We start from the raw sequence: 19,570 nt of genomic DNA on the forward strand, positions 1-19,570 counted from the left end.
CGACAGGACTTTCATCCCGATTTGTACTGACCAGTCACTTATGTACACATTAGTATCACACTAGAATTATATGTCTTTCGTAATCTAACTGTCAATAATTATATAAACGGGAATATATTGTTGAAAATAAATGATAACTAAATCACTTGACAAGTAATATCTACTAGGATTAAATTCTCTTACATGCTTATTAAGCGTTTCAAAGAGCAGAGGGTTAGGTAGCTTTTCTAAGTGTTCAACTGGAACGAGCAAGTCATCCAAGTCCTCATGATAGAAATCATAGGCTTCATAACTTACATCCTCTTCTTTGACTACGATATTGAACGTCTTTTTCATTGTTCCTACAAACCAATCAATATGGAACATCTATAATCCCCCTCAAATAGAAGTAGCCCTAACTCCTCGAAAGGAATTAGGGCTCTTGCAAATCTTATTCAAAATAATAATATAAGCTTATTTTTCTATTTGATTCGGTTTTAATGCATAAAAGAGAAAAGAGCTACCGCAACTTAATGCGATAACTCTCTTATTCTTTATTGCTCTAAAGAAGTGGGGGTCAGACCCCAGTTACTTCTGTTAGATTTTTAACTTTTTAACAAATTAAAAATCAACTTTTACTACTTTAGAAGCTACAATTTCATCACTGTCATTGTATACACGGAAGATTACATTTCCGTCAGAACCTGTACGTACTTCGTAACCATCTCTAGCAGTAACTGAACCAGTTGATCCTGTTGCTACTATATCACCTGTAGTAGCCATTCCAGCGAAACCAATAACCGGTTCACCAGAAGTATATTGGCCGTCACCATTTAAATCCACATATAATGCATCTACAGTAGTAAGATTAGTAGTAGTTCCAGCTGGAACACCAGTAGTTAAACGTACTGCTTGTGAGAATGATTTTGATAAAGTCAAGCCACTGATTATTGGATCTTTACTAGACTTTGTTAAAGATAAGAAATCTTCATAGTTTAATAATGTTGCATATGTGACAGCAGGAACATTTTTAAATGTAACCCCTGTTACAGTAGCACCTTTATCAGTAACAGTTAAACCGATAGTTTGCTTAGCACTTGCATTGTTTTTATCTGTAACAGTAATTGTAACAGTACCAGCAGCAGAACCTGCTTTAACAACTAGGTAATCATCAGTCGCACTTACGCCATTAGTACCAAAAGTAGTATCTAAAACATTAGCTTTAGAAACATTTACACCTGTTACTTCATAATTTGTACCAGCTTCAGGAGATGCAAGTTCTTGACCAGCACTATTGAATGCTGCTAGGTTAATTTTTACATATTTATTTGCACCAGTATCAATTGTAGAGCTAGTTGATACTTGGTTTTTAGTAGCACCAGTTCCTCCAGCTGCAATAACTTTAGCAACATCTCCATCTGAAATATCACTATCTACAGTTAATGTGTATCTAGCAATTGCTGTATTTTCGCCTACAGTTACACGAACTGCTGACCCAATACGAGCGTTACCAGCATCACGAATTGTAAGATCAGCTGTACCCTTATCTTCACCTGTAACTGTTACAGTATATTCTAACTTACCGTTAGATGATGGGCTAGTTAAAGCTCCTGAAGTTGCAGTAGCTATAGATGCATCAGAACTCTGAACTGAAATCGCATTAGTTCCAGTAGCTAAAATTGGATCACCATATTGGTCAACTGCTTGAACTGTAAATGTATTTGTAGATTTTGGAGTAGTTTTACCTACAAACAATGCAGATGTACCTAGTTTTACATTTGCAATTTTACGTTTTTCACTCTTAACAGTAAGTGATTTTGTGTACGTTGCTCCACCATAAGTAACCGTAATTGTTGCTGTACCCGGTCCATTAGCTGTTAATTCATGAGTTGATTTATCTACTGAAATAACAGATTCATCCGAAGATTTAACTGATACTTCTGCAGCTCCTGCGCTTACACTAACATATTCTTTACTTCCACCAACTGCTACTTCTAATTCCTTAAAGTTTGCTTGATCTCCAGCAGCAAGTGTTGAACTTACTAAATCAAATGTAGATGAATTTGAAGTTACTGAAATTTTAGCATTAGAAATGCTACTTGCTGTTGCAGTAAGGTTTTTAATAGTCACTTTTGTAAGAGCTGATTCCATTACTTCTGAACCTTTAGTTACAGTTACTCTTACATAAAAGTCTCTAGAAGAATTACTATTTAATGAAATAGGCTTATTTAATTCACCTGTTGTTGATACATTATTTGTTACACTTTTAAATATATCATTATCTACAGTAACTCCAGTTTTACTTGTAAAAGATCTAAACTCAACTTCATAACCTGCTGTAATTAACTCTTGAGGTGTTAATTCTTTACCATCTACTTGAATTTTTACAAATTGATTTGATCTATCATGATCATATGTTTGATTTTCAAGAATAGTTACGCCTTTTACTTCAACTTTGTAAGTTACATCAAATGATTTCCCTTTAACAGTTACTTTCGTAGTTGAATCAAGGAGTAATGGGCTACCTAATTTTACTGTAGCAGATTTACCATCAGCAGCAACTGTTACTTCAGATACTTTGTTTCCTTCTACAGTTACATCTTCTGCTTTTAATTCAGCAAGATTAGTACCATTTACTTGTAAAGTTGTACCGTTAATCGCACTTACCGAGTTAACTGCCGCTACTTTTGATGGTACTTCAACACGAACTTCTTTAACTTCCGCACGGTGAATGAATACAGGAGTTTGTGCACGAGTCACAGAAGAGTCAGGTGAGAATTTACCCGCAGAAATTCCTTCTACAACACCAAGGCTAGCAAGAGTACTTACATAATCTTTACCCCAGCCGTTGTTATCTGTGAATGCAATATCTGCTGCTTCATCAAGTTTAAGATCATAAGCTGAAACAACCATTTTAGCCATTTCTTGACGAGTAATTTTTTGGTTTGGACGGAATTCTGTTTTGCTGTAACCATTGATTACATCTTTAGTTTGTCCTTCGATTGCTGCAACATATTTTGATGCCCAGTGGTTTGCAGTATCTTTGAAGCTTGCTTTTGCATTGTCGTCAATTTTAAGACCTAAAGTAACAGCAAGAATTTTTGCTGCTTCACCACGAGTGATTTGAGCAGTAGGATCGAATTTGCCATCCGGACGACCTTCAAGAGCGCCTTTTTCTACTAAGTAAGAAATTGCTTTTTCAGCCCAGTGTCCTGCAGGAACGTCAGGGAATGTAGTTTTTGCTTCAGCAGCAAAACCTGCTGTTGGTGCGATTGCAGATGCTACTACAGCTGCAGTAAGTGATGTTGCTAAAAACTTACGGTGAGACTTTGATTGATAAGCCATAATGATTGTTTCCTCCTAAAATATATAAAATTTCAACTAATCAAGAATGCTACTTATGTATCTTCTAGTTTTCTTGATTGGAAGGGTACATAAACTAATTAAGCCAACTATGCAACTACTAGTATATTTCACATATACTGGGCAGTCAACCATTTAAACTTTGAAATGGTTTAATATTAATCTATTGGCTTGATTTGCCCGCTAAACATATATTACCTTATTTTCAGCAAATTTCAAGAGTTTACCACTAACTAATTTCTACCATTTTCCGTTTGTAATACTAGTTTCTACCTGATTATTCTTTTTATCGGCGGTTTTCTCTAACCTTATAGTAAAAAAGTTACAAAATACCCTTTGTTACACAACTGTAAAATACAATTATATTGGAATATGATACTATTTTTTTAGAATAATTTTCTTGCAGAAATAGGAGTGTGTTTTATTTGAGAAAGAAGCTTCTCTCTCTTGTCATTGCTAGTATCATCATCTTAACTTTCACGCCACGGACCTTTGCTGCTGAACAGACTAGCGATCAAGTCGTACGGATAGCTAATCAATATCTTAATGTTCCTTATAAATGGGGTGGGTCGACTCCATCGGGTTTTGATTGTTCCGGCTTCATTCTTTATGTTTTCGACAAGGTGGGCATCAAGCTTCCTCAAGGCTCAGATTTACAATATACATATGGAACGAGTGTCCAGAAGGCCGATCTTAAACCTGGGGACTTAGTGTTTTTCAAAGATACATATAAAGCTGGTATCTCTCATACAGGAATATATATAGGAAGCGATGCATTTATTTCCGCGACAAATAGCGGCGTCAAAATCGATTCGATTCATGATCCTTATTACTGGGGAGAAAAGTATGCCGGTGCGAAACGAATCATCGACAATACCGTAATAGCTGAAACAATCACAACATTGCCGATCGGTCAATATCATGATGTTCCAAAGGACTTTTGGGCATATAGTCAAATTAGCTACTTAAGTAAGGAAGGGATTATTAACGGCTATGAGCCGAATATTTTTAAGCCGAACAATAAAGTTACTCGTGCAGAAGTAGCGAAAATGTTAAGTGATACGTTCCATTTATCCCCTTCTACTAATCACCAATTCTCTGATGTCAGTTCTTCACATTGGGCTGCTACCTATATTAACGCTGTAGCGAAAGAAGGCTATTTTACCGGTTATGGCAATCAAACATTCCAACCAGATAAGCCGATTACTAGGGGAGAAATTGCTACATTGTTCACAAAAGCATTTACACTACCTGCCGGAAATGGCTCGCAAACATTTAACGACTTGGATAAGAGTCACTGGGCTTATCAAGCGATTCAAACTTTGACTGCAAGCTCGATCGCATTCGGCTATCCAGATCAAACATTCCAACCAAATCGGGAAACGACTCGAAGTGAGTTTGCTGTATTTTTATACCGCGCCCTTCAAAAATAAAAAAACACCGTTGAGCGTCTGCACACAACTCAGGCGATGAAAAATGTTCAGGATCTCAAACTGTATCACCTTATGAAGGTGGCGTTGCGAAGCCCCGCCCCTTTTCCGCAAAAAAGACTGCCTCTCTTAGAACAGATCTCGCACTCTACACACAGTATATGTTTCAAACGTTGATTTATGACTGTGTATTATTGGTGTGAGGCCTTCTTTTTTGAGACAGATGATGAAAAAAAGGGTCAGCCCACATCCTCTATATCCCGTTTCTCGTGTGATGTACACGTTATATAAACGGAATTTGAGAGATGTTTGGTCTGACCCTTTTCTGCTATTTTATTATCTAAATGATTCGTTTAAAGCCTTTGCTAGAACGATAGAAAACTCCGCTCTGGTAATTTTCTGTTCTGGTGAAAAATTGCCGTCTGGGTAACCACCAATTATTTTACTGCCACTTAATGCATTCACTGCTTCGAAATAATATTTCTCACGTTTCACATCTTGGAATATTTGCTTAGTCGCTTGCGGTATATGAAAGGCTTGTTGGATCACGAGAGCTACATCTCCACGATTGATCAATGATTTTGGTTCAAAGGTCTGATTAGGATAACCGTTAATAAAGCCTTGCTCAGACGCCGCTGCAATATAACCAGAGCCAAATGAGTCAGGTTTTACGTCCGTAAAATCTGTCCTTCGCTCTTCCCCATCTAAATGCAGGGCTCTGCCAATCATTGTTACCGCTTCTTCTCTTGTAATATAACCATTTGGTTTAAAAGTTCCATCTAAATAGCCACTAATAAAACCTGCCTCAAGTAAATATTGCATATAGGAAGAATACCAAACATCATTTTTCACATCTAAGAACAGCGTCGTTGGAGATTGAATTAAACCATAGCCATAATAAGGGTCTTTCCCCTTCTCTCCTAAGTCGATTGCCTTTTGTTGCATCGCTTTCTTTAATTGATGCATGGTTAAGGTTGGATAGGCTTGCTTATATAAAGCAATCGTTCCCGTTACATAAGGGGTTGCCATCGATGTTCCACTCATAGAAGTATAGCCAGTTTTCTGTTCTCCTTCTATTATATATGTGCTGTATATGTCTTCTCCCGGTGCTGTATAATCCAGGGATGGACCAAAATAGGAGAATGCCGATTTATGTAGTTGTTTATTAATCGATCCGACAGCAATAACCGTCGGATATCGAGCTGGGAACATAATGTCACTGCCAATGGGCTGTCTAATCCCGTTTTCTTCATTCCCAGAAGCAGCTGTCACAATGATTCCCTGTTCATCCGCTCGTTCAAGGACTTTTCTTAGTGTAATCGAATCTATTGGACTTGTAATACTTAAATTAATAATATCGATGTCATGTTGAATGGCCCACTCAATGCCTGCAATAACGTCTGTTTGATTTCCTTCTCCGTCTTTAGCAAGTACTTTAATTGCGTAGAGCTCAGCATCTGGAGCTACACCGACAACGCCGATATCATTATCTTTCGCACCAATGATCCCCGCCACATGTGTACCGTGGCCATTATCATCATTGTACGAAGTCGTATTCTCAACAAAAGTCACCCCTCCAGCAATCGCTAAATCAGGGTGGTTCATACTGATGCCCGTATCAATGACAGCCACTTTCACGCCTTCACCAGTAAAATACGCCTTCCTTGATTGGGCAACACCAACTGGCTCATGCCCCCAATCTACGACTTGCCCATTCGTTTTAACGATTTGGTCTCGTTCTACCCAAGCCACCTTCGGGTTTTCCTTCAGTAATACTAATGAAGAATAAGGAATCGTAATCGAAATGGCCTTGATCTCATCATATTGATGGTGCATCTCAAAAGGTATCCCTTCTAAGATGGAAAGATCGATTTCATGATGAAATCCGACAATGACTCTTTGATTCATGAGTGGTTCCGCCTCATCAGCAGCAGCTACCTGCAATGGAACGATCAATAATATACAAAAAGATAGAATAAAGAGAACTTTTTTCATACATTTACTCTCCTTTGTCATTAGAAAAACGCCACCACCTTGACTACAAGGAACTAGTTCATTCACCTATTAGTCTTGGAGACTCGTGACAGAAATAAGGTTAGACACAAAACATCTTAAAAAAAAGCGCAAGCGCCTTGCTCAACCTCAGTAGCCAGGCTTGCTTGGCTAGACCATAGAGGGATTAGGCGCTTGCGCTAACATCTAAATCTCTTAAAAAAACTATACTTTCATAACTCAAGAAACATCCATAGGCGTCTACTTCCAACCTAACGATTGAAAAGGTTCAGATTCTAAAACTGGATCACCTTATGAAGGTGGCAGTTCGGAGCTGATTTTGCGAAGCCCCACCCCTTTTTCTTAGAGAAAGAAACGGACAAAAACCGATTCTATCGATTTTTCCAATTATAATAGTCTTGGATTCCTAGAGATATCGCTTTGGCAGCCGACTCTCTATATTCATTGGATCCTAGTTTATTAGCATCGCCACTATTCGTAATAAAACCTAATTCTACTAAAGTAGCAGGAAGTGGATTCGCTTTAATAACTCGAAAACCTGCCTCTTTCACACCACGATCTGTCGTTCCCCATGCCTCAAGGAGCCTCTTTTGAATAAAGGTTGCTAATTGTTTACTTGATTCTGCACGAGGATTAAGTGCTGCAGCAGAATAATACGTTTCTGTTCCGCTAGCTGAGCTAGCTGTAGCACTATTCGTATGTATACTTACAAATGTATCCGCACCATTTTTTACAGCGTAATCTACTCGACCATCCAAGCTGATAAATGTATCATTCGTTCTTGTCATGACAACCTTTATGCCAGCATCCTCTAAATACTTTTTAATCCTCAATGATACATCTAAATTGATTTCTTTCTCTTTCAACCCATTGGCCATAGCACCTGGGTCGCTACCTCCATGCCCTGGGTCGATCGCAATCACGTTTGCGCCCACATTCGGAGTACTCGTTCCCTTTAAATAATTACTATTTACATATCCTTGGATAGTGCCATAAGAGATATAAACCCAGTCACCAACATACTGATAGGTTGTTACTTTGCTACCGTTGGCAAGCACACCCACTTGATTGAAACTTGCCCCTGGACCACTTCGTACATTTAGAGTGGAAGCTGATACAATTCGTTCCCCTGTTGGCTTTGGCTGAACGTTTACTTTAAAATCCGGATTTAAACTACGGGCAACGAATACCGAAAACTCAGCACGAGTAATTGATTTATTCGGTCCGAATGTGCCATCAGGATAGCCTACTGTGATACCTGCTGTAGCTACTTTGTTTATGGCTTCGAACAGGGTGCCACTCGTAGCAACATCGTTAAAATAAATCTCGCTTTTCTCCGTCAAATTAAAAGCAGAGGCAATTAAATAGGCCATTTCACCTCTTGTGATTGGATTCTTCGGGTGGAAGATCCCTTCTCCATGGCCGCTAATGATCCCCTTTTCATAGGCAGATTGAATATAGCCTGAACCAAAGGAAGAACTGTTAACATCCGTGAATGACGTTTGCCTTTGTGCGCCATTTAATCCTATTGTTCTACCAATTATCGTTGCCGCTTCTTCCCTTGTGACTGAGCGATCTGGATAAAAGTAACCACCTGGATAACCAGCGATTAGATTTTTATTGACAAGATAATCTATTTCTGTTTTGTATTTGGCCGGGATATCTTTCAACGATATCGCGGAAGTTTCCTTTGGAGAGAAAATTGAAAACAGCAATACGACAACGAGAGACAACAACAAATAAGGCAACTTTCTTAACATGATAGCGTTACTCCTTTTCATTTCTTTTCATTTCACTTGGAACCTTATCAAAGTCCCCTTCATCTGCTTTATCGACCGGCAAGATTGGATCATTTAGGTTTATCCTAATTTTCTCTTGTCTATTAAATGATGTGACGAACTAATTGAACCGACCCCCTTCTAAACGAAACAAAATGGATATGTTATAACAGAACGACAAGGAATAAATGAGATATCGTGATATCCCCAACCAGAAAGATGTATGGTCTTGCCTATGTAGAATTATCAAAATTGATTCCATTCTGCTAGATTCCTTAATTAAATCATACAGCTCCAACGCCTAAATTTAAAGAAAAAACCCAATAATATTACATCTTTACTATTCCCTAGACAATTTAAGTGATATTATCTTTCCACCCATCGTTCCCCACATAACTCTGAAACTGACAATATGTTTTCCTATTTTTTCTGACATTACAATGAACTTGTAATATATCTCCAGAATGATTATTCATGTAAAGAAAATATAGCATAATTCTCCCAATGGCCATTCATTTATGGCTGAAATTTAATCTTTTTGTAATATATTACCCAAAACACAAGATTTATGTAGAAACAAAGGGAATGGTGGTCTATAAAAGAAACACTAGATAGCTATTTATTTTTAGAACGACGCTAAAATATTGTCGAATGCGATTGCTTTTTAATAAGTTCACTAACTAACATATGGTTATATTTGTAAATAATTATTCCGAAGAAAAAATCTATTAAATACCTCCAAATTCTGTTAGATTTATAGATAATAAGAAAAATAGGAGGAATAAACAAGAAAATGAAACGTTTACCACTAATCATTATTATCTTTACTCTACTTCTTTCTGTGTTTCCATTGAATCAAGCAAGTGCTGCGAGTAAAGATGATATATCTGGACACTATTTTGAAACAGACATGAGAATTTTAATTGGGAAAGGCTTATTAGGCGGATATGGAAATGGTATATACAAACCAGATAATCCAGTAACGCGAGCTGAATTTGCCTCTTTTATCGTGAGAGCTTTAGATTTAGGGACGATGGCTGCTTCTGAATTTTCCGTTGCACAATTTTCTGAATCTGCTAGTTTCACGGACATTAACACGGATGATTGGTATTACCCAGCCATCTTGGCAGCTAGCCAAAATCGTATCGTAGGTGGATACCCTGATGGATCGTTTCAACCAAATACGAAGATCTCACGTCAGGAAATGGCGGCCATGATTATGAGGGCGATCCAATCAAAAGGCGTGATCTCAGAAGCAGCACCACTCAGTTTCACAGATCAAGCGAATATTAATCCAATGTTCCGAGATTCTGTACAACGATTACTATTTTTAGGCGTCATGTCTGGGAAAACGGATACGAATGGCAATGTTGCTTTTGCACCATCAAGTAGCACGACTAGAGGCGAAACAGCAGCCGTTATTAATCGAATGCTAAAAGTCATTCATCCTCCACAAAACTTAGAGTATAAAGTTGCTTCTATAACGAAAGGGTCTGAGCCCGTTGTCGTTCATGAGTATGAAACCTTTACGGAAGCAAAGAATAAAGTACGTGATAACCAAGTCGTCATGCATGGAAATGTGATTGTGTGGATGACATCTGGAATCGCTGTATCAAATAAATTTACTGTCCTTTATACGGATGCAACCTTTAAAACCAATTCTACTTATGTAGCTTCAGGGGTGGAATTGAAATATTACGACGCAACGGAAGATTGGGTAAAAGTGCAGATTGCCGATGTGACAGGCTATGTGAAACCAGACACGGTCAACTTAACCCCGATTCAAGTAGTCGACAACCGCTCTTTTTATGAAACAAACGGCGGAATTTTAGTCCATAAAATTTACAATCCCATCTTAAATAGTTGGGCAAGTTATACATTTGGAAAAGCTCCTAGTTTTATGAAAGCAGAGGGGAAATATTACAGCTGGAACGGAAATAGTTTCTACCTTTCAGATGGTTCTTTTGCAGGGGAAGCTTATCAGTATTTTAATAGAATGCCGCTATACACCCAAACACAATATACAGGTGCTCAATTAGATGAATTTATCCGATCTGTTAAACCAAACAGTCCATTAATCGGAACTGGAGATGCATTTAAAAAGGCGGAACAACAATATGGAACAAACGCTATGTATTTCCTAGCTCATGCCATTTTAGAAAGCAACTGGGGTGAAAGTAAGATCGCCAAAGATAAAAATAATCTATTTGGATTAGGTGCAGTGGATAGCAGTCCCTATGAAAGTGCTTATACATTTGGTAGTTATGAATTAGGTATTCTTGATGCAGCCAGCAAATATATTGTGCCAGGCTATTTCAGTGAAAGCGATTGGCGCTTTAGCGGGGAGCATCTTGGCAATAAAGGTACAGGGATGAATGTACGCTATGCATCAGACCCTTACTGGGGCCAAAAGATTTCCGGTTTAATGTTTCAAATTGACCAATATTTGAGTAGCCAATACAATTTACCAGCAGAGTTGAACAAGTATAAACTTGCTGAAACAATTGTTAAAAATGTTAATGTTCGATCAGGGACTCAGGTAACAGACCCTATCGAATATAAAATTCGGGACATCGGGACAACTGTTCAAGTATTAGATACACTGTCTGCTACAGGAACTTGGTACGTAATTGCTCCCAAAAACATAATGGGTCAAACATACCCTGAATTGTATACGTACAGTCACGGTTATGAATCGTATGGAACAAGTTTAAAACTCCTTCCCCTAGCGAAATAATACAGTCTCACTTTTGATGCGTGTTCAAAAAGGAGGATAAAAAGAGCCGAGAAGTTCGAGGAGCGATAGTCTCGAGGACCGGATCGTATTAGTGATACGTGAGGACCGGAGAGACAGAGCGATGAAGAAATTCGACAGCTATTTTTACCGGACTTTTTGAACATCCTCTTTCAGGGAAGTAACAGCTACTTGTTACTTCCCTTTTATGTTATATTATTTAGGGTGTTTATGTTAATCTCGGTTTAACAGGCTGTAATATTTTATTTAAATTTTTGCGAGAGAATCAAGAAAAATAGATGGGGGATCAACCCTCCACTGATAGAAGTTTCACTTTAAACAAAGGAGTCCGATTAGAAATGAAACATGTACATATTATGGGTGTTCCCTTTTTATATACCGATCTTAGAGCCTTTATCGAGCTACTAGACAAGCAAATCCAGCAGCAAGAAAAGGCGTTCGTGATCACAGCAAATCCCGAAATTGTCATGAAAGCACAAGAAGATTCTAGCTTTATGGATATCATTCAAAAAGCTACTTATATTACAGCGGATGGAATTGGAATCGTCAAAGCTGCACAACTTCTCAACACTCCTTTACCTGGAAGAGTGACAGGCTATGACACAATGGTTGAATTATTAAAGCTTTCCAATGATAAGCAGTATAAGATTTTCCTACTTGGCGCTCAACCAGAAACATTGGAAAAAGCGAAAGTGAATATCGAACGTGATTACCCACATGTACATATAACAGGCACCCAAGATGGCTATTTTGACTGGGAAAAGAACGACATATCAGATAGAATTATGGCGCTTGAACCTGATCTCATTTTTGTTGCTTTAGGTGTCCCGCGACAAGAAAAGTGGATTTCTGAAAATCTGCATCGTTTTAATAAGGGAGTTTTTATTGGTGTGGGCGGAAGCTTTGACGTCATAGCCGGAACCGTAAACAGAGCTCCTGAAATTTGGCAAAAGCTTAATCTAGAGTGGTTCTATCGCTTACTCAAACAGCCTAGCAGATGGAAACGGATGCTCGTTCTGCCACAATTCGCCCTTAAAATGATTGGCCAGAAAGTAAAGGGATCGTAATGAGCCGCCAAACATTTATTAGAAGTACATTAATCTTGTCTGTCGCTACCTTACTCTCGAAAATTTTAGGAAGTGTGTTTAGAATTCCGTTACAAAACATTGCTGGAGACGAAGTCCTCGGTATTTTCAGCCTTGTTTATCCCGTGTATATGGTAGCGTTGACGCTTTCTGTAGCAGGTATCCCAATTGCCATTTCACAACTCATCACAAAAGCTAGAGCAGAAAAAAATCACGACAAAATTAAAGAAGTGTACGTCACTGCCAGTATTTTGGCCCTTGTTTTCGGGATTTTGAGTTTTTCATTCATCTTTATCTTTTCCGATTATCTAGCTGAAATTTTAGGAGGACCTTCCACTAAACTATCATTAATTGTCGTTTCGCTAACCTTGCTGGTGGCCCCATACATGGCTGTTTATCGAGGATTTTTCCAAGGCTTTGAAAATATGACACCGACTGCTATTTCTCAAGTGACTGAGCAATTGGTAAGGGTTGGGCTTATCTTACTGGCGGCTTATTATTTAGTACAGCGGAATTACTCAGATGAAGTCGTTGCAGCAGGTGTTATGGTCGGTTCCTCTATAGGAGCATTAATATCGTTACTTTATTTGCGAACATTATTCAAAAAAGCTAACTTATTGCAAATGACAAACGTTCGTTATTCCTTTGACTCGTTTAAAAGATGGAGTAAAGTTATTTTAAAAATTTCTATTCCGATCTGTATTGGTGCAATCACGATGGCACTTTTAAATTTTGTCGATTCTGTGACAGTCCCCTTTGCATTAAAAGGTGCTGGGGTCGAACAAGGGAATATCAACTACCTTTATGGGATTTATGGGAGAGGATTATCCTTAGTCCAAATTGCAACCGTATTTGCTACATCGATTGTGTTGCCATTAATTCCACTCATCACCAAAAAACTAGCTGAAAATGATGTTCTTTCGACTAGAGGCATTGTTGAAAAAACGCATCGAATGACTCATTTCATTTCTTGGCCTGCGGCATTTGGTCTCTTAGCACTAACATTACCGTTAAACCTTTCATTATTTACGGATTTAGAAGGAAGCTTGGTCTTAGCCATCATCGGCTTTAGTTCTGTCTTTACTTCTTTAACTGTTCTCGGTACTGGAATTCTACAAGGGATGAATCTCGCTAAACTAGGTGCTTATATTATCTTATTTGGTGCCTTACTAAAAGTCCTTGCAAATATTTTCTTCGTAAAATATTTCGAATTGACAGGTGCTGCCCTTTCTACCTTGTTTGTATATATCCTCTTATTTTTTATCAACACGTATTATATAAACAAGAAATTGGCATTTTCATTTATCAAGCGCGAAACCCTATTCATGATTCTAGCTTCACTCGTAATGGGGGCAATAATTGGTTATCCAACCTTAACCCTGCATATTGAAAGCTGGTCAAGATTAGGCGCTCTTCTATATGTGATGGTCGCGATTGTTTTCGGAGTGATTATTTATTTTCTCCAGCTCTTCTTATATAGAGTAGTAAAGAAACAGGACATTAAAAACTTCCCTATCATAGGAAAGTTTCTGAAGTAACTTAATTTTTTATGAACCCCCTAAATGAAAGGAATGAATGATTTGAATTTAAAGAATCGCCGTTGGCTATGGAGCATCATGATTTTGCTACTCATTGTTTCCCTGCCTGGTTTATCTGACAGATGGAAGGTTGAATGGCAGAATAATCAATATGAAATGATCTTGCCATTCAATGAAATACAGGATTTAACGAAAGACTTTGGTAAAGACAAGATCACACTAGCCCAAGCTCTCTCATCATTAAAAGAAGCCGGTTTGGATACGGTAAGCTTTGAACCCGATACTCTATCTGAATTGGAAAATCAACATGTTATATCGATTCTCAGTCAACAAAATATTAAAGATCTTACCTTATTTAATGATGAACAACTCCCTTTGATTAAAGAAAAAGGAGTCTATATCACCGTTCCGGAAGATTCATATTATCAAAAGCAAATATTAAATAATCTCAAAAACAAAAAAGTCAAAATTAATAATACGATTGTTTACTTCATCCCTGATCCGAAAGGTGATATAAGATCTACGCCTATTGGATATAATCAGGAAGCCATTCAGATGGTTAAAGATTATGGTTTGAATTTCGTTTTAAGATTGAAGAACTCAACCTTTAATGTAAACAAGAAAATGATTGATGAAGTTTTAAAATTAGACGATGAGCATCTAACGTCCGTGTTATTTTCCGGATCAGACGTTATTGGTTCACCTAAACCACAAGAAATCAAAAAATGGGCGAAACAACTAAATGACGCAGGATTAAGTTTTTATGCGATTGAATTTTCTGATCAAAAAGGTATGCAAACTATAGCAAAAGAAACAGATTATAGTATTATTAGGCTCCATAGCCTCAATATAGACAAGAAGACATTTCATGAAAAAGTAGATCGAGCTACACGTGCTGTCAAAGAACGAAATATTAGAGCGCTCTTCTTGCATCTCGATAACGGTTCTTCTAAAGAGAGCTTGAAAAGTGCTACGAAATATATTAGCCAAGTGAAGAAAGAAATGCCTAGTTTGTTTGTCGCAGGCGAAGCAAAACCATTTGATGATATTTCCGTTTCAAAATGGCTAGTAGCCGTTGTTCTTCTAAGTGGTGTGATCTTTACCGCACTTGCTGCCATGGAGATCATGAATAAAAAGATCGGGGCATTAGCCGCTATCTTTATGGGGCTTGTAGCCGTGTTTTATTTATTAACTTCTAAATTGGTATTTTTACAAGTATTCGCCTTAATTATCGCTGTTATCACACCGATATTTGCTGTCTTATTTAAAAGAGAACGTTCAGGGTTTAAAGGAATAACGATTCATTATTTACAAGCAGTCGCAATTAGCATCATCGGGATCATCATTGTACTTGGCTTATTAAATGGAAATGAATTTTTAACCAAAATGGAAGTTTTTAAAGGTGTAAAATTGGTTTACATTGTACCAATCTTGTTTGTTACCGTATATGCTTTCTGGGGTCAAATCCTAACGATTCTCAAATCTCAAGTTAAGTATTGGCATATTGCATTAATACTAGTTATAGCAGCTGTTGGCTATTATTATATTGGTCGCACAGGTAATTCTGGTTCCGTTAGTGAGTTAGAATTAACGATTAGACAAAAGCTAGAAGAAGCTTTTTATGTTCGACCGAGAACGAAAGAATTTTTAATTGGCTTCCCATTTTATATGCTCGCGCTTTATGTGATGAGCTTTAATAAAAAATGGGGGAAATTTATTCTCATACCAGGAGTCATCGGTTTCTTATCGATCATGAATACATTTACACATTTGCATATTCCGTTGTATATTTCAACATTGCGTACGTTCTATAGTATTGTATTAGGCTTTATTGTTGGTTATCTATTTATCATCGTCTTTAAATTTGGCTATCGTTATATTTCTAGAATGGTTAAAGCGAGGTGGCCATAATGCGAGTGGTTTTATCTGGGTATTATGGTTTTGATAATGTCGGCGACGAAGCGATTCTTTACTCAATCGTCCAAGCATTACGAGAAAAGAAGCCTGATATCGAAATTACGGTGCTTTCAAATAATCCTGCCTCTACGAAACAGACCTATCAAGTAGACGCTGTTAACAGATGGAAAATGAAAGATGTCATGCAAGCGATCAAAGAAGCAGATGGGCTGATTAGTGGTGGAGGAAGTTTACTTCAAGATCAAACAGGGCTGAAATCCATTCCTTATTATTGTGGAATTATGAAAATTGCGCAACACTATAAAAAACAAGTGTTTGTCTATGCCCAAGGAATGGGACCGATCAATAAAACGATAAGCAAATGGTTGGTAAAAGCAACCTTAAATAAAGTTCAACATATTACAGTTCGTGATACTAGCTCGAAACAGTTATTAAAGGACATCGGAGTATCTAAAGATGTTCGCGTTGTCCCAGATCCAGTTATGGGCATCAACCTTGCTTCGTTTCAAAATAGCTGGTTAGAGAGCCAAGACTTAAAGAAATCTTTCATTACGGTTTCTGTCAGAGATTGGCCTTCTACAATCCACTTTAAAGACGAAATCGCTAAGTCATTAGACCAGCTTGTACAGGATGGTCACGATATTGTCTTTATACCGATGCACGGTGAACATGATGATCAAACATCAAAAGAAGTAGCCGCTTTAATGGCTGAAAAAAGTTATATCGCACCCTTTCATTCGACGATTGAAGAAAAGATTTCAATCATCGGCAAATCAAAGTTACTGATTGGGATGAGATTACATTCGCTTATCTTTTCAGCGATTAACTTGGTACCCTTCATCGCTTTATCCTATGATCCAAAAATAGATGCCTTTGCTCATATTTGCGACCAACCTATTGCAGGTCATGTGGAAGAAAGAAACTGGGATCATCAAAGTCTGACTCAACACATCCATACAATTCTGAATCAGTATGCAGATGTAAAAGAGCAGCTCGAGCTGCGTGTAAAACCACTGCAAGCATCTGCACTGCAAACAGCAGAAAATAGCATTCAAGCTTTTTCTTAAACAAGTTAAAAAAAGAATGTCCCAAAAGGGTCAGGCCTCACACTCTATAGTAGATGCGTGGTCTGACCCTTTCGTTATGGGGCATCCTCTTTTTAATACGTTCAACATTACAAAAGGTTAGCAAAGACTGGGCAATGATATGTTCGTATCGTGTGCTCGACAACAACAAAGCACTTACTTGCGTAAGTGCTTTGTTTGTTTCATTCATTTTCAATATAAGTAATGACTGCATCAGTAATCGCAAATAATTCTTTTACTTTCAACTTCCGGTTTTTTGATAGTTTGCTAGCTAGCTCTTTATCAATTATCCCCTTTTCTTTTAGCATTCCCCAGTTGTTTTCCCCTGTATCTTCAAAAAATATCTTAGCTAAAATCGCTGCTGCTTCATCTCTTTTAAGCGGGCCATTCTTTGAATAAATGACTTCAGAATAAACAGTAGAAAACTTGTTGCCAAGTTTATTAATTATTTCAGGATTTACACGTTGAATCGAATTGTAGATCATATTCATAAAACGATGCCGAGTGACCCATTCATCAACCATTAAGTCATTTTCATAACCAGCAACGGCTAATCCATAATTCATTAACGTTTGAATGGATGGATCAAACCATTCCCCTTTGTATGGATAATCCGTCTTATGATGATCGACGTAAGCACCTTGCTGATTTAATATGTCTCTTAGTGTACGTATCAGTGCTTTATTTTTACTCATTTCTCGAAAAGAAATATGTTCTTTTAAGGCAAGTGATGCTGCTGCACCTGCTGCTTCACCCGCTGCCATTCCAGTTGGGACAATACGTGCACTTCCTGCAGCAAGTGAAGAGAAACCTGCTGAGCGGCCTACTACGAGTAATCCATCGATTTTTAGTGGGACTAAGGAACGGAATGGGATCGCATATTGTTCCGGTTTCGACAGGACATATCCATAATCATGAGGGGACTGTGCCTGGACATCTACTGGATAAGCCCCCCAGCCAATGACGTCCCAATGATCTTTATTCGTCCAAACATCAGACATTGGCAGCTGATATTCTGCCATGATATGTCTTGTTTCTCTTACATAAAGCTCCGTTGGATAGTTTACAATCTCAGCCTTTTCAAAACCAGGAAACTCCTTCTGTAAAAACGTAAGGATGTGTCGAGTCTCAATCTCGCCTTTTTTTATTGCGTCCTGTTTTGACTGATGATCTAATCCATCGACGCCAAAGATTTGCAAAGCATTTATATAATAATCATCATCGATTTTTACTAGATTTAAACCTCGTAATCTTGTATTCTCTTCTACTGGCTTATAATCATAATGAAGATTGGTAAAGCCCCATGCTACTGTATTGGTTACCTCGGCTGGGCCAAACTTTTCGGACTTTGCCGTTTTTTTGATTTGCTTCCAATCGACGTTTTTCAAATGTATCATTAACGTGACAGCCATTTTTTTATCCTTGATGCCAATATCTTCTCCACCAGTAAAATACGGTACATGCGACATTGCCGCAAAATCAGCGTCTTGAGTGGCATCGATAAACGAATGTCCTTTTACTTCAAATTCACCATATTCGTTTTTTAGCTTTACAGCCGCTACCCGATTATGATCCAAGATTGATTCCACAACTTTGGTTTCTGCTGATAGGGTAATGTTCGGTTCATCGTCTACTAACTTTTTAAAAGCAACTTTTGCCTCTAAAATCCCAAAGGCGTTTTTGCGACCAATAAATTGGTTCCATTGTTCATAGATTCCCTGGCTCACCGGCTGACCATCTTCTCCTTGTGGTACATCAATAAAATTCAACATTCCATACGTAAATAAGCCACCTAATTCCTCGCGATCTTCGATGAGCAGCGTCTTTGCACCATTACGTGCAGCTGATACGGCAGCAGCAACCCCTTCCGGCTCACCACCAATGACGATTACATCATATTCTTCATCAAAGTTTTTAACCGGTTCTGGTTGTTTATATGTAGAGATATATTTTTTAACTTCTGGCGTTTTCATTATTGAGAATAATCTATTGCCACCAACCGCTGCCACAATCACAAACAATAAAGCTACTATACATCTAACTATTTTTTTCATAGACTCTCCTTAAAACTGGATTTCCATATATTCATATCCTATATTTGTAACAAAAAACCAGGACAATTGTTTTAGCTTAATACTTTAAGTACAAAATCGCAACCATCTTATTCACTATTTTTTTGGATTTCTTTGAAAGTTTCCCTCATTAAACTTGATCCAAACATACATTTGAATCGGATTGTTTTAAAAAAAGTAGTAAAGTATCATTATTTTTGTAATTTTTTGGAGTTGATTTTCATATCTCACTTTAACTAACCATCATAGAGGGGACGAAAAAAACTACTGATGGAGGTTTCACTTTATATAAGGGGGAGATTTAGTTGATTTTCAACTCGTTCGAGTTTATATTTGTGTTTCTTCCAACTGTTTTGTCATTTATTTCATAAGATATCTTTATCCAAGTTCGCTTAATGATAAGAGAGCTGATCCCCATACTAGTTATACGGGATCAGCTCTTATTTAAATACATTTATTTAGTGTTGAATCATTTCAATCGATTAATACGACATCATTCTGGGGAATTAAGTCGTTAGATAGTTGTTACTGACTGCATCCCTTCGCTCCCATCTG

The 19,570-nt window shown here is 37.7% G+C and carries 11 protein-coding genes; 6 read left to right on the top strand and 5 right to left on the bottom strand.

Annotated features, from left to right (window positions below):
* Positions 1 to 84: 84 nt before the first annotated feature.
* A complete protein-coding gene (locus tag AC625_RS22295; RefSeq protein WP_049683274.1) occupies positions 85 to 366 on the bottom strand; it encodes a hypothetical protein in 282 nt (93 codons plus the stop codon).
* 234 nt (positions 367 to 600) lie between these two features.
* Complete coding sequence (locus AC625_RS22300) at positions 601 to 3,324, bottom strand: S-layer homology domain-containing protein (RefSeq protein WP_049683275.1); 2,724 nt, start codon at positions 3,322 to 3,324, stop codon at positions 601 to 603.
* A 443-nt stretch (positions 3,325 to 3,767) separates the two neighbouring features.
* Between AC625_RS22300 and AC625_RS22305 the strand changes: the two genes are divergently transcribed.
* Positions 3,768 to 4,775: a C40 family peptidase gene (locus AC625_RS22305; RefSeq protein ID WP_049683276.1), complete on the top strand. Its 1,008-nt coding sequence runs from the start codon at positions 3,768 to 3,770 to the stop codon at positions 4,773 to 4,775.
* 333 nt (positions 4,776 to 5,108) lie between these two features.
* Here the strand turns inward: AC625_RS22305 and AC625_RS22310 are convergent, their stop codons facing one another.
* Together AC625_RS22310 and AC625_RS22315 are read right to left on the bottom strand one after the other, a co-directional pair.
* Positions 5,109 to 6,767 (bottom strand): S8 family peptidase, encoded by a 1,659-nt coding sequence (locus AC625_RS22310; RefSeq protein WP_049683277.1) that lies wholly within the window; start codon positions 6,765 to 6,767, stop codon positions 5,109 to 5,111.
* 389 nt (positions 6,768 to 7,156) lie between these two features.
* Positions 7,157 to 8,545, bottom strand: coding sequence for an N-acetylmuramoyl-L-alanine amidase (locus AC625_RS22315; protein ID WP_049683278.1), 1,389 nt, complete (start codon positions 8,543 to 8,545; stop codon positions 7,157 to 7,159).
* 811 nt (positions 8,546 to 9,356) lie between these two features.
* Here AC625_RS22315 and AC625_RS22320 point away from each other — a divergent pair.
* From AC625_RS22320 to csaB, 5 genes are all read left to right on the top strand, one after another.
* Positions 9,357 to 11,300, top strand: coding sequence for an S-layer homology domain-containing protein (locus AC625_RS22320; protein WP_049683279.1), 1,944 nt, complete (start codon positions 9,357 to 9,359; stop codon positions 11,298 to 11,300).
* A 356-nt stretch (positions 11,301 to 11,656) separates the two neighbouring features.
* Positions 11,657 to 12,385 carry a WecB/TagA/CpsF family glycosyltransferase gene (locus AC625_RS22325; protein WP_049683280.1) on the top strand — a complete coding sequence of 243 codons (729 nt, stop codon included), beginning with the start codon at positions 11,657 to 11,659 and terminating at the stop codon, positions 12,383 to 12,385.
* Positions 12,385 to 13,941, top strand: coding sequence for a putative polysaccharide biosynthesis protein (locus tag AC625_RS22330; protein WP_049683281.1), 1,557 nt, complete (start codon positions 12,385 to 12,387; stop codon positions 13,939 to 13,941). The genes AC625_RS22325 and AC625_RS22330 overlap by 1 nt, the downstream gene beginning before the upstream one ends.
* A 42-nt stretch (positions 13,942 to 13,983) precedes the next feature.
* Entirely contained in the window at positions 13,984 to 15,852 is a 1,869-nt protein-coding gene (locus AC625_RS22335) for a DUF5693 family protein (RefSeq protein ID WP_156187619.1), read from the top strand.
* Positions 15,852 to 16,925 carry a polysaccharide pyruvyl transferase CsaB gene (gene csaB, locus AC625_RS22340; protein WP_049683283.1) on the top strand — a complete coding sequence of 358 codons (1,074 nt, stop codon included), beginning with the start codon at positions 15,852 to 15,854 and terminating at the stop codon, positions 16,923 to 16,925. Before AC625_RS22335 ends, csaB begins: the two co-directional genes overlap by 1 nt.
* Positions 16,926 to 17,125: 200 nt before the next feature.
* On the opposite strand, the gene AC625_RS22345 is transcribed toward csaB, so the two are convergent.
* A complete protein-coding gene (locus AC625_RS22345; RefSeq protein ID WP_053178172.1) occupies positions 17,126 to 18,997 on the bottom strand; it encodes an FAD-dependent oxidoreductase in 1,872 nt (623 codons plus the stop codon).
* Positions 18,998 to 19,570: the final 573 nt, after the last annotated feature.

It is taken from the genome of Peribacillus loiseleuriae (assembly GCF_001183985.1).
GTDB classification, from domain to species: Bacteria; Bacillota; Bacilli; order Bacillales; family DSM-1321; genus Peribacillus; species Peribacillus loiseleuriae.

Excerpts from the sequence above, each read along its gene's own strand:
- AC625_RS22330 (WP_049683281.1), top strand. The coding sequence starts at position 12,385 with ATGAGCCGCCAAACATTTATTAGAAGTACATTAATCTTGTCTGTCGCT.
- csaB (WP_049683283.1), top strand. The coding sequence starts at position 15,852 with ATGCGAGTGGTTTTATCTGGGTATTATGGTTTTGATAATGTCGGCGAC.
- AC625_RS22310 (WP_049683277.1), bottom strand. The coding sequence starts at position 6,767 with ATGAAAAAAGTTCTCTTTATTCTATCTTTTTGTATATTATTGATCGTT.
- AC625_RS22295 (WP_049683274.1), bottom strand. The coding sequence starts at position 366 with ATGTTCCATATTGATTGGTTTGTAGGAACAATGAAAAAGACGTTCAAT.
- AC625_RS22300 (WP_049683275.1), bottom strand. The coding sequence starts at position 3,324 with ATGGCTTATCAATCAAAGTCTCACCGTAAGTTTTTAGCAACATCACTT.
- AC625_RS22320 (WP_049683279.1), top strand. The coding sequence starts at position 9,357 with ATGAAACGTTTACCACTAATCATTATTATCTTTACTCTACTTCTTTCT.
- AC625_RS22315 (WP_049683278.1), bottom strand. The coding sequence starts at position 8,545 with ATGTTAAGAAAGTTGCCTTATTTGTTGTTGTCTCTCGTTGTCGTATTG.
- AC625_RS22345 (WP_053178172.1), bottom strand. The coding sequence starts at position 18,997 with ATGAAAAAAATAGTTAGATGTATAGTAGCTTTATTGTTTGTGATTGTG.
- AC625_RS22325 (WP_049683280.1), top strand. The coding sequence starts at position 11,657 with ATGAAACATGTACATATTATGGGTGTTCCCTTTTTATATACCGATCTT.